We start from the raw sequence: 11,776 nt of genomic DNA on the forward strand, positions 1-11,776 counted from the left end.
ATCCTTTTTGTTTGCCCAGAAAGGATCGCAAAAAGGGCAGCCGGTTCCGAAATTCCGGAAGGTTACAGCACAATTCCGGCAGGGCACTACTATCAGCTTTAGAATATAGTGGTGTGTTCCGCCACAATTGACCAACCCGGGAGGGCGGGACGCTCGACTTTAGAATTTCTATGATTAGGCCCAGGCAGCTTTACAGCTATCCGAAGTTCGGATATTTTGCCCGTCTCCTAAAGGCTAATTACAATTACAGTTACTATACGCTCCCTGATAATATGAGAAAATAGTTGTAGGTACAGCGTAGCCGTTCCGTTCAGGCGGCCACCTTCCCGAGAGAAAACCTGTAGCATGCGAACAAAAATATCAGCCCGGAGATTTGTCCACACGATCCCTCATTACCTGATAGGCCTGCAAGGCAATTTCAAGCTCCTCATTAGTAGGGATCACCAGTATTTTTACTTTGCTGCTCCCCGATTGGATTTCCACCGGCTCCTCCGGATGATTTCCTGAAACATTTGCGGCTTCATCAAGCACAATGCCCAATGCAGACAAGCCCTCACAGGCATAATGCCGGGCAAGTGCATCATTTTCCCCGACACCGGCGGTAAAAATGATCGCATCTGCTCCATTTAAAACTGCTGTATAAGCACCAATATATTTTTTAATACGATGCCCGTACATTTCATAGCAAAGGAGCGCGTTTTTATTTCCTTCCTCATACAGCCGCCCTATATCGCGCGCATCATTGCTGCCCCCAATGCCCAGCATACCGCTTTGTTTGTTCAATACATTCTTAATATCCTCCAACGGTATTTTTAATTCATCCGCCATGTGAAAAATAACCGATGGATCAATATCGCCACTACGCGTACCCATAATCAGCCCGGCCAGAGGGCCAAACCCCATACTTGTTTCCACACTTTCGCCTTTTTCATTAATGGCGCACATACTGGCGCCATTACCCAGGTGAATGGTGATCGCTTTCAGTTTTTTATTATTTAAATACTTTACTGCCTGCCCATACACATACCTGTGGCTGGTTCCATGAAACCCATAAGAACGAATACGATCCTGCAGATAATACTTTTCAGGGATCGCATAGCGAAAGGCTTTTTCCGGTACTGTATGATGAAAAGCCGTATCAAAAACCGCTATATGCGCAGCATTTGGAAATGCCTTTTCCGCAGCATTAATACCGATGAGATTAGCAGGGTTGTGAAGGGGGGCTAAAGGGATCAGTTCCTCAATTGCTTTTTTTACTGCATCCGTAATCTTTTGGGTTTGGGTGTAATGCTCACCGCCATGCACTACTCTGTGCCCCACAGCATCAATATCATCTTTATGCTGAATGATACCGGCATCCTTGCTTACGAGCAGCCCGGAGATTTCATCAAAAGCAGCATGGTGATCCGGCATGTCAATATCAAGCGTCTTTGTAAGATAAGCCCCTTGCCTCATCCAGGAATGATTAATATTACCGCCTTTGACGCCGATCCTTTCGGCAATACCCTTCGCAAGCACTTTACCGTCTTCCATATTAAAAAGCTGGTATTTTAAAGAAGAACTGCCCGCATTGATAACCAGTATGTCCATAATTTCTTTTTAATCAGCAGATGCATACAGGACAATTTCAGCCCCTTCCTGCTGCCCGTTCTTTTCTAATTATTCGCCGACTGTATGGCAGTGATCACTACCGTATTATAAATATCTTCTATAGTAGCGCCACGGCTTAAATCGTTGATCGGTTTGTTCAACCCCTGCAGTACCGGGCCTACGGCAAGCGCACCGGTCTCCCGCTGCACCGCTTTATAGGTATTGTTACCGGTATTGAGATCCGGAAATATCAACACATTCGCCTGGCCGGCAACGGGGGAATCCGGCAATTTGCTTTTGCCAACCACCGGATCAACGGCGGCATCATATTGTATAGGGCCTTCTACCAAAAGATCGGGTCTTTTTTCTTTTACAATAGCTGTTGCCATGCGCACTTTTTCCACACCCTCACCGGTGCCGGAGGAGCCGGAAGAATAGGACAGCATTGCAATTTTAGGTGTTTCAATTCCAAATGCTTTTGCAGAATCTGCTGAAGAAATGGCAATCTCTGCCAGTTGCGCTGCCGTGGGGTTGGGCACAATAGCACAATCCCCATATACCAGTACCCTGTCGTGCAACAGCATAAAAAATATAGAAGAAACCGTTTTAAAACCCGGGCGTGTTTTTACAAACTGCAATGCCGGTTTGATCGTATGCGCCGTAGTATTTACTGCACCGGATACCATGCCATCGGCTTCGCCCTTGTATACCATCATAGTGCCAAAATAGGAAGCATCCAACATCAGATCCGCTGCAGCAGCCAGTTCCAGCCCCTTTGATTTACGTAATTCATACAAAGTATGATAATACGCTTCATATTGATCACTAAGCTCCGGATCGATGATCCTTATGCGTTCATCATCCCAATACAAGCTCAGCTGCGCCACCCTGGCTTTTACTGTATTCACATTTCCCAGCAGGGTTAAAAAAACAATTTTGTCTTTGGCCAGGTAGGATGCAGCGGTAAGGATACGGTCATCCGTGCTCTCCGGCAATACAATATGCCTTTGCAGTTTTTTGGCAGTTACCAGCATGTTATACTGGAACATACGCGGCGTTATACCTTCTGTTTTTACAGAATTTATTTTTTCATTTAATGCTCCGGTATCTACAGCTCCTTCAAAAAGATCCAGGCTAAGTTTTAACTTATACTGGTTGGCCGGATAAATACGCGATTTGATATTTGCTACTTTATTGGCTGTTTCAAAAGTCCCGGTTGAAACTGCCAAAACGGGCAGTGGCTTTTGAGATCCGTCAATGAGGTTCACAATGGAGCGTTCAGGCAACAGGCCACCGGAAAGTACGATCCCTGCAACGTTGGGGTAATGCGGCGACATATTGGCCAGCATGGTGCCCACCACAAGATCTCCCCGGTCGCCGGGTATTACGCACACGCAATCTTCCGGCATCCTGGCCAGGTAATTACCCAGTTGCATACCGCCGATAATGGATGTTTTGGCAATGGTTTCCAGTTTGTCGGCCCCAAACAATATATGGGCTTTTAAATGTGCGGCAATCTCCTGCATACTGGGTTTCGTGAGCTCTTCCAGGTAGGGGATCACCGAGACCACTATTTTATTCCGGAGCTTTTGTTCGATCATCTGTTGCACCTCAACCCTGTTCTTGGTGCAACGGCTTACAAAAAGGCCGATTACGTTAATATCCCTTGCAAGAAAGGAATGCACTTCTGCCACCACATTATTGACCAGTTCAGAAGTGGTATCAAAACCGTCTTTATCAACCAGCAATACCGGCATGGCAAGGGTTTGCGCTAATGAGGCATTAAAATCAACTTCAAAAACAGAGCCTTCTTCATTAAAATCGCTTCCTTCTACCAGTACGAAGTCAAACCGTGACTCCAGGTCTTTATAACGATTAATGATCTGCTCATAAACCTCATTTATTTTACCCTGGTTTTCCAGCTCACTTAATTCAGCCCTGGTAAACACATAAGCGTCTTCATACTTCATGTTTATTTTAAAATGAGTAAGAAGGGTATCAATATGATTATCTTTTAAGTCTTTGCTTTCAATGAGCGGCTTCAGGTAAGCCACTTTGGTAGTAGTACGCTGCAGCATTTGCATAACGCCCAGGCTGATCATTAATTTACCACTCTGTGCAGATGGCGAGATGATGTATACAGATCGGTTCATCGTCTAAATTTCAGCAAAAAAAATTGATTATATTTACAGTCTGCCCTGTCAGGACCTAAAAGATTTTTGAGCTCAGATTGCTTTTATTGCTACGCCTTCACAGGACTGCACAATTGGCAAAAAAAACAGCTCTGCATCAGCAGCCTATATAGATATCCCAGTCTGAAACAGGTTGCTCTTTCTGCTCAGCAAAATGTCTTACAGGCTTGCATCAGTAAGTCTGTAATAAATTTACCGAACCGGTGTAATAACAATTTTTCTGAACTCGATCGGGCCATGATCTCCCTGTATATAAATAGGTCCCGGTTCCCCTTCATTGCTGTCCAGGGCGCCTCCTGTAATTCCAGGAATCTCCTGGTTACAGATTACGGTTTTCCCATTGGCCACAACTGTGATCGTTCTTCCCACCAGTGTAATATCATAACTCTGCCATTGGTCAGGTCCTAAAGCGTTAATTTCAATCGGGGTTAAAAATCCGTATATGCCGCTAAACAAATGACTATCCGGGTGCTTGTCTTTGGGGCTGTCTTCGATCTGGGTTTCATACCTGCCTCTTAAATAGACACCGCTGTTGCTTCCCTTTTGATAGCGAAACTCAACGTGCAGTTTAAAATCCGTAAACTTCTGTTTGGAAATGAGGTTGGCACCGGAATGCGGGCTGGTCAATATGCCATTTTTTACGATCCATTGGTTCTCTCCCAAGGCTTCCCATCCCGTCAGGTCCTTACCATTGAACAGGTTCACCGGTTTGCCCCATACAGGTGCTGCATTGCTCTTCAGCCAGGGGGCCCTAACTCCTTTCCAGTTGTATTTTTTTCCTTCACTGGTTACAATAGTGCCCGCAATGCCATCCTCCCCCGTCATGGTTCCTTCAATCTCAAAATTCTGGTCGCCGCCTTCCCATTGAGGGGGGATTGAAAAATGAAAGTTTCCACCATTCCAGTATACCTGCGATACCGGCCGTGCACTTCCAACAATACCTACATAAGAGCCAACCAGGGCACGGCTTCCGGACAGGTTCACTTCCAGCCAGGATGGTTTCGGCGTTCCGTTTGCATCAATCGTAATATCCCACCTGCCTATTAATTTTGTTGAATCATCGGCAGCAGCCTTCACAGGAAGCGGAGCACCTGTAACAGCTGCAGCTTTATAAACGCTCCCTGCTGCTAACAGGGCAGAGATACCTAATACAAAAACAGATCTACGCATAAATTATTTTTTCAGTTAAATCAGTATGCCAGCAACAGTTCCAAAATGCAGCCGGCAGGAACAATAGTGATCGGAAAGATACAGATTATTTTTCCATCTTCAGAACTCTTAAAAAATTTCTGAACGGATCCATCAGTCCTCCGTCATTCCCGAAAAAGAATCAAAAACAGCCTTGAGCTCTTTTGCCTTATCAGGATACTTTGTAATAAGGTTGGTCCGTTCTGAAGGATCTTCCTCCAGGTTAAAGAGCTCTTTGGTGGCAGGGATCAATTCATTGGATGACTGGGTATGCCAGTCGGGCGCTTCGCGGTACTTCCACTGCCCTGCCTTTACTGCCTCCGGCTTACCATGGTTGACTATAAATATGGGCCGGTGCTGAAAATCCTTATCCTTCTTTTCCCCGGATAACAGCGCTCCAATATCCTGCCCGTCCAGCACCTTTCCTTTTGGCAGGGGAGCACCGGTCCACCGGGCTATGGTGGGTAAAATATCCACGTTACTGATGGGGCTGCCTGATTTTATTCCTGCCGGTATTTTGCTCTTCCAGTATACAATAAAAGGTTCGCGCACTCCTCCTTCATACGACATGGCTTTAGAGCCCCTGAAGATTCCGGCGGCACCCGCATGAAACCGTTTGGTGGCACCATCCCCTTCCATGCGGGGCGGGTAATCGCTCCATGGTCCGTTATCGCTCGAAAAAATAAGGATCGTATTATCCAGCAATTGTTTTTCTTCAAGCGCTTTCCATATTGCGGCAATGCTTTCGTCTATTTCGGCAACAACAGCGCCCAAAGGGCCGCCCGGCTTGTCTTTCAGGTAAGAGGCCTGTGCGGCAAAATAAACCGGCAGGTGCGGCATGTTATAGGCAAGGTATAAAAAGAACGGCTGCCCCGGTTGCTGCTCTTTAATAATACGGATGCTCTCATTGGTATACAGGCGTGTCAATGTTGAATCCTCCGGCCGGAAGACCTCGGGCACCCGGTTCCGGAAGATCTTTATTACTGTATCTGTTTTTACATACGGATGGCGATAGTCCTGGCTGTACAGCATTCCGTAAAACGAATCAAATCCCTGGCCGTTGGGCAGGTTATATGCCTGCTGATCGCCCAGATGCCATTTCCCTACCATAGCGGTCTTATAGCCATTTGCCTTCAGCATTTCGGCAATGGTCACTTCATTGTCCGGCAGCCCCAGTCTGGATCCCGGAGCGATCGGATCCGGCAGGTTATAACGGGACGCATAGCGCCCGGTTAATAACGATGCCCTTGAAGGAGTGCAGGAGGGACTGCTGACGATATAATTGGTAGCCATAAATCCCCTGCCCGCCAGCTGATCCAGGAAAGGCGTTTGTATAACCGGATTACCGTAACAACCCAGATCAGAATAACCCATATCATCAGCCAGGATAAAAATAATATTGGGCCGTTGCTGTGCAAATACTGCTACAGACAAAGCCACCGGCAGCAAAATGGAAAGAAGAAACCTGTGCATCCGCATTATATTTTTTTTCAAACGACATGAAATTTTTCAGGCCAAAATTACATAAAGGGGTCTGAAAAATTTCATCAAAGGTTCCTCTTGGCTAAAAACAATAATAAATATACAAGAGAAATGTAAAACTATTCATACAGGAAAACGGCTGTTCCTGATAATAAAGATTGTCAATGCCACAAATGCATTGATATTTGTGCAATTATGACTAACTACTTCACAGACTTGTTTGCACTCATATGATCCGCTCTTAATAAAAAGCATACGATACAATGAATATCTTTGTACCTGAGACCTGTTCATTAAAAACCTGTTACCGTTGAGGCAGTATAAAATGATATGCATGAAATGGAAGCTTATATATGTAGCAATCATCCTTTTCCCGGCCGTTCTTTCCTGTCATAAAAAGGAAAAAAGCGCTGGGGTATCACAAGGAGTTTCAGATACACTGGCTGCATACAGGAAAAGCACCTTAAAGAACATCCGGTACCATCTTCAGTTCAATATTCCTGAAGAAAAAGATAAAGACATTGTTGCAGGCGAAACCGTTTCCTTTACCTGCGATAAGAAACCGCAGAACTTCCTGGCGTTTGACTTTAAGGAAGATCCTGGTAAAATAAAAAAAATATGGTCGAATAACCAGGAAATACCCATTGTGTTTGACAAGGAACATCTTATCATAGACAAAGCATTCCTGCAGCGGGGCGCCAATACTATAAGGATCGATTTTATTGCAGGCAACGGCGCGCTCAACAGGCGGGGCAATTACCTCTACACCTTGTTTGTTCCTGACCGGGCGCGCACTGTTTTTCCCTGCTTTGATCAGCCGGATCTGAAGGCCGTTTTTACATTAAGCATCACCATTCCGCAAAGCTGGGCGGGTATTGCCAATGGAAAACTTACAGGTGTCTTATTAAACGGTAACCGGAAAACATTGGATTTTGCCCCTACCGATCAATTGCCCACCTACCTTTTTTCTTTTGCTGCCGGCAAATTCAACAGAGCAACAGAGCAATGGAAGGGCAGCGAGATCGAATTGCTTTACCGCGAAACCGATTCAGAAAAAGTTGCTACCAGCCTTCAACCCATTTTTGAGCAGTATAAAAAGTATGTTACCTTTTATGAGCAGTGGACAGGCATCCCCTTCCCTTTTCAAAAACATGGAATGGTGGCCATACCCGACTTCCAGTTTGGGGGCATGGAGCACCCCGGGGCCATCCTGCTGCAATCGGCAACCCTGTTCCTTACAAAAGATGCCACCGATGGCCAGTTGAATAACCGTGCCCAGTTGTTAGCCCATGAGGTAGCACATATGTGGTTCGGCGACCTGGTAACCATGAACTGGTTTTCTGATGTGTGGATGAAAGAAGTCTTTGCCAATTTTATGGCTGATAAGGCCACCATAGCCCCGGATAATGCACAGGGATTTGCATTGAAATTTCTTACAGACCACCTGCCTTATGCCTATGCCACTGATCGTACGCCAGGCGCCAATCCTATTCGCCAGCCACTGGATAATCTGGAGAATGCGGGCACGCTTTACGGAAATATTATTTACCATAAAGCCCCTGTTATGATGCGCCAGCTGGAAAAGCTGATGGGAGAAGATCCCTTTAAAACCGGCGTAAGAGAATACCTCAGGCAATATGCCTATAATAACGCCTCCTGGCCAGATCTCATTAACCTGCTGGCAAAGCATACGCCTGTTAATTTACAGGCATGGAATAAGGTTTGGGTCAATGAGCCCGGGCGCCCTGTATTTGATTATACAATCCGATATGAAAAAACGCAGATCGCAGCCTTTACAATTGCCCAGAAACCGGAATCCGGCAATGACCGGGTATGGCAGCAGTCGTTTGATATCAGCTTCTATTATGACAACGGGCTTGTAAAGACGATCAACGTTAACGACAGCCTGGCCCTTCAATCTATAGACAGGGCTTTTGAAAGAAAGCGTCCCCGGTTCATTCAGTTCAATGCATCCGGCTTGGGATATGGAGTATGGCCTGTAGATACGGCTATGTGCCCCCGTTTATTTACGATCAGGAATTATATAAACCGGGCTTCCGCTTATATTACGCTCTATGAAAATATGCTGAACAGCCGTTATAAAAATCCGGAAGAACTGTTACAGCTTTTTACATCCGGACTGAGCAGTGAGACAGTAGAGTTGAACATCCGGCTGCTTACCGGCTATATCAGCACTATTTACTGGGAGTTCCTTTTGCCGGCCACCCGCCAGTCGCTGGCAGCAAAACTGGAAGGTCAGGTTTGGACAGCGATGAACCAACAAAAGAATCCAAACAATAAAAAGATGCTTTTTGGCTGTTACCAGAACCTGTTTGAAACAGCCGGTGCCGTTAAAAAAATGTATACTATCTGGAATACTCAGCAGCCTCCGCCGAACGTTGTGCTGAAAGAGGATGATTATACCAACCTGGCATTTGCACTGGTCCTGAGAAGCAATGATCCATCTGTATTACAGCAGCAACTGAGCCGGATAAAAGATCCCGACAGAAGAAAACGGTTTGAGCTCATTATGCCCGCGTTGTCTGCCGATACAGCTGTCCGGAAGGCTTTTTTTGAAGGGCTTTCAAAAAGAGCCAACCGGTCGAACGAATCAGCGGTCAGCGTTGCACTCAGCTATCTGCATCACCCGTTGCGGCAGCCATCCGCAGAGCTTTACCTGGAGCAAACACTGGAGCTGTTACCGGAGATACAACAAACCGGCGATATCTTTTTCCCGGGGAACTGGTTACAGGCCAGCTTTGGCTACTACCAGTCAAAAACCGCATACGCTATTGTTGAGCAGTTCCTGCAAAAGCACCCCCGCCTGCAGGATCATTTAAAGGCAAAAATCCTGCAAAGCACAGACAATCTGAGGAGAGCCCGTACCATAGCCCGTTAAAATCATTGTTTTGCTTGCGTTTTCCATAAATTATTTCCTATCTTTAATACCCTTTGCTCTAAAAGCCGGGTTTTGATTATGAATGAAAAGCAATTCCAGTTTTCGTATAAAGTGTTCCGGAGCAGCAGCGAGCTGAATGAAGAAGATGCGGCGCTTTTGCAACTGGCACGCAAAACAACAAAAAAATCCTATGCCCCTTATTCCAGGTTCAACGTGGCCTGCGCTGCAAAATTAGCAAACGGGCAAACGGTGGTAGGCACCAACCAGGAAAATGCCTCTTACCCCGTTGGCATCTGCGCAGAGCGGGCATTGCTGGCTACTGTTGGCACACAATATGCAGATGAGCCGATTACGACCCTTGCGGTTTCCTACCATTCGCTTAATAGCAACAGTGATCATCCTATTTCACCATGCGGCATGTGCCGGCAGGCTTTATCCGAGTATGAAAAACGCGCAGGTAAACCCATTCGTTTATTACTGGCGGGAATGGAAGGCCCTGTTTATATCATTGACTCTGTAAAAGACCTGCTGCCACTGGCTTTCAGCGAAGACGACCTGGGAAATGTCTGATCCCTATCTTTCCCACGCATTATAAAACGCTTCTGCTTCCTGTGGCGCTGCATAAACAATTGCAACAACGGCTCCTGTATGCTCCTGAATATAAAACTTATAAGGTTTAAACCGTTCCATACTGTGCAATAGTGCCTTATAATATGCTTCGCCATTTGCAATACTACGGTCAAAATAAAAATAGCTGGCATGAGGGGCCAGACCCAATAGGTATTTAGTTCCCGAGTCTGATACCAGGGCTGTTACAGCTGTAACTTTTGTGTATGTATTTACAGTTATTTTATTACTGACTTCAGGAAGATATAAATCTTCTGTTTCAGTTTTTGTTTTCTTATTGCAGGCAATGATTAAAAGCAGCGCCAGAAACAGCATTAATAACAGACTGTTCTTCATATTATCAGGCAATTTTCGTTTCAGATCAAATATAAGTAATCATTAAAAAAGCAGGAGACCAGCCAAAAAGCAGCAAGGACAGCTATTAATAGCTTTTTTCCAGCTCTACGCCTACCCTTCCTGCAAAATTTGCAATAGGCACAGTTAATTTATATAAACTCATACTTACATGGATGATTGCAGGAAACTGCTCATGCAACAGTACTGCCAGCTCAGTCAGGAATGTTTCCAGTAACTCCCGCGGCCGTTGCATTTCAGCTTTTACCAGTTCATAAATGGCGGCATAATCCAGCGTATCCGCAAGATGGGTAATAATACCGTCTTCCCTGGTAAACGTAACCGCCAGGTTCATTTCAAATTCATTGCCCGTCTTCTTTTCCGCTTCATACAAACCATGATAGGCAAAAAAGCGAAGCTGCTCCAGGCGGATGGTAATGAGCTGCGACATAACAAAAATCAGTGAATGCCTTTTTCACCCAGATAACGCTCTGCATCCAGGGCTGCCATACAACCACTTCCGGCGGCGGTTACTGCCTGGCGATAGGTTTTATCCTGCACATCGCCGCAGGCAAACACGCCTTCCACACTGGTTTTGGAAGTGCCTGGAATGGTTTTAATATATCCCACGTCGTCCATATCCAGGAACCCTTTAAAAACAGCTGAATTCGGTTCATGTCCAATGGCTACAAAAAAACCGCTCACCGGAATCTCCTGCGTTTCATTGGTTTTATTATTTCTTACCCGAACGCCGGTAACCGTTTTATCGCCCAGCACTTCCTCGGTTTCCGTATTAAAATACACTTTAATATTCGGGGCTTTCAGCACCCGGTCCTGCATCACTTTGGAGGCACGCATTTCATCCCTTCTTACCAGCATATGCACATTAGTACACAATTTAGAAAGATACAAGGCCTCTTCAGCGGCGGTATCGCCTGCACCAACAATGGCTACTTCCTTGCCACGGAAAAAGAACCCGTCACAAACCGCACAGGCACTTACACCAAATCCGTTCAAACGCTCTTCACTCGAAAGGCCCAGCCATTTTGCAGAGGCCCCGGTAGCAATAATGACGGCGTCTGCCTCCATTAATTTTTCATCATCGATCCAAACTTTATGAGGCAGACTGGAAAAATCTACTTTTGTTGCAATGCCAAAACGGATATCTGCGCCCATTCTTTTAGCCTGTTTCTCAAAATCGATCATCATTTCAGGGCCCTGGATGCCATCGGGATAACCCGGGTAGTTCTCCACCTCAGTAGTAGTAGTTAACTGTCCACCCGGCTGCAGGCCCTGGTAAAGCACCGGGCTGAGGTTGGCACGGGAGGCATAAATTGCTGCGGTATAACCCGCCGGACCGGAACCTATTATTAAACATTTTACTCTTTCTGCTGCTGTACGCTCTGTCATAGAATTTATTTGAATATTTACAAAAATAAAGGGAAAAGGTTTACTGCCGGAACAC

The 11,776-nt window shown here is 45.8% G+C and carries 9 protein-coding genes; 2 read left to right on the forward strand and 7 right to left on the reverse strand.

What is annotated here, in order from left to right; genetic code table 11:
- Positions 1–360 precede the first annotated feature (360 nt).
- From A8C56_RS10745 to A8C56_RS10760, 4 genes are all read right to left on the reverse strand, one after another.
- Positions 361–1,590 carry an acetate/propionate family kinase gene (locus A8C56_RS10745; RefSeq protein WP_067755628.1) on the reverse strand — a complete coding sequence of 410 codons (1,230 nt, stop codon included), beginning with the start codon at positions 1,588–1,590 and terminating at the stop codon, positions 361–363.
- Positions 1,591–1,655: 65 nt separating this feature from the next.
- On the reverse strand, positions 1,656–3,743 hold the full coding sequence (pta, locus tag A8C56_RS10750) for a phosphate acetyltransferase (RefSeq protein ID WP_067755630.1): 2,088 nt from the start codon (positions 3,741–3,743) through the stop codon (positions 1,656–1,658).
- Positions 3,744–3,974: 231 nt separating this feature from the next.
- The gene (locus tag A8C56_RS10755; RefSeq protein ID WP_067755632.1) at positions 3,975–4,952 is read right to left on the reverse strand and encodes a 3-keto-disaccharide hydrolase; all 978 of its coding nucleotides are present in this window, start codon (positions 4,950–4,952) and stop codon (positions 3,975–3,977) included.
- A 132-nt stretch (positions 4,953–5,084) separates the two neighbouring features.
- Positions 5,085–6,443, reverse strand: coding sequence for a sulfatase-like hydrolase/transferase (locus A8C56_RS10760; protein WP_084490419.1), 1,359 nt, complete (start codon positions 6,441–6,443; stop codon positions 5,085–5,087).
- A 343-nt stretch (positions 6,444–6,786) separates the two neighbouring features.
- On the opposite strand from A8C56_RS10760, the gene A8C56_RS10765 reads away from it, so the two are divergent.
- Both A8C56_RS10765 and A8C56_RS10770 read left to right on the forward strand, forming a co-directional pair.
- Positions 6,787–9,351, forward strand: coding sequence for a M1 family metallopeptidase (locus tag A8C56_RS10765; protein ID WP_067755634.1), 2,565 nt, complete (start codon positions 6,787–6,789; stop codon positions 9,349–9,351).
- A gap of 78 nt (positions 9,352–9,429) precedes the next feature.
- Complete coding sequence (locus A8C56_RS10770) at positions 9,430–9,921, forward strand: cytidine deaminase (RefSeq protein WP_067755637.1); 492 nt, start codon at positions 9,430–9,432, stop codon at positions 9,919–9,921.
- 3 nt (positions 9,922–9,924) lie between these two features.
- Here A8C56_RS10770 and A8C56_RS10775 read toward each other — a convergent pair whose 3' ends face one another.
- The 3 genes from A8C56_RS10775 to trxB form a co-directional block, all read right to left on the reverse strand.
- Positions 9,925–10,314, reverse strand: a complete 390-nt coding sequence (locus tag A8C56_RS10775) for a hypothetical protein (protein ID WP_157097948.1) — start codon at positions 10,312–10,314, stop codon at positions 9,925–9,927.
- A gap of 85 nt (positions 10,315–10,399) precedes the next feature.
- Positions 10,400–10,762, reverse strand: coding sequence for a dihydroneopterin aldolase (locus A8C56_RS10780; RefSeq protein ID WP_067755642.1), 363 nt, complete (start codon positions 10,760–10,762; stop codon positions 10,400–10,402).
- An 8-nt stretch (positions 10,763–10,770) separates the two neighbouring features.
- The gene (gene trxB / locus A8C56_RS10785) at positions 10,771–11,721 is read right to left on the reverse strand and encodes a thioredoxin-disulfide reductase (RefSeq protein ID WP_067761882.1); all 951 of its coding nucleotides are present in this window, start codon (positions 11,719–11,721) and stop codon (positions 10,771–10,773) included.
- Positions 11,722–11,776 lie beyond the last annotated feature (55 nt).

The organism is Niabella ginsenosidivorans (assembly GCF_001654455.1).
Classification (GTDB): domain Bacteria; phylum Bacteroidota; class Bacteroidia; order Chitinophagales; family Chitinophagaceae; genus Niabella; species Niabella ginsenosidivorans.

Bases quoted from the DNA above. Each gene is read 5' to 3' on its own strand.
- A8C56_RS10745 (WP_067755628.1), bottom strand. From the start codon at position 1,590: ATGGACATACTGGTTATCAATGCGGGCAGTTCTTCTTTAAAATACCAG.
- pta (WP_067755630.1), bottom strand. From the start codon at position 3,743: ATGAACCGATCTGTATACATCATCTCGCCATCTGCACAGAGTGGTAAA.
- A8C56_RS10755 (WP_067755632.1), bottom strand. From the start codon at position 4,952: ATGCGTAGATCTGTTTTTGTATTAGGTATCTCTGCCCTGTTAGCAGCA.
- A8C56_RS10760 (WP_084490419.1), bottom strand. From the start codon at position 6,443: ATGCACAGGTTTCTTCTTTCCATTTTGCTGCCGGTGGCTTTGTCTGTA.
- A8C56_RS10765 (WP_067755634.1), top strand. From the start codon at position 6,787: ATGAAATGGAAGCTTATATATGTAGCAATCATCCTTTTCCCGGCCGTT.
- A8C56_RS10770 (WP_067755637.1), top strand. From the start codon at position 9,430: ATGAATGAAAAGCAATTCCAGTTTTCGTATAAAGTGTTCCGGAGCAGC.
- A8C56_RS10775 (WP_157097948.1), bottom strand. From the start codon at position 10,314: ATGAAGAACAGTCTGTTATTAATGCTGTTTCTGGCGCTGCTTTTAATC.
- A8C56_RS10780 (WP_067755642.1), bottom strand. From the start codon at position 10,762: ATGTCGCAGCTCATTACCATCCGCCTGGAGCAGCTTCGCTTTTTTGCC.
- trxB (WP_067761882.1), bottom strand. From the start codon at position 11,721: ATGACAGAGCGTACAGCAGCAGAAAGAGTAAAATGTTTAATAATAGGT.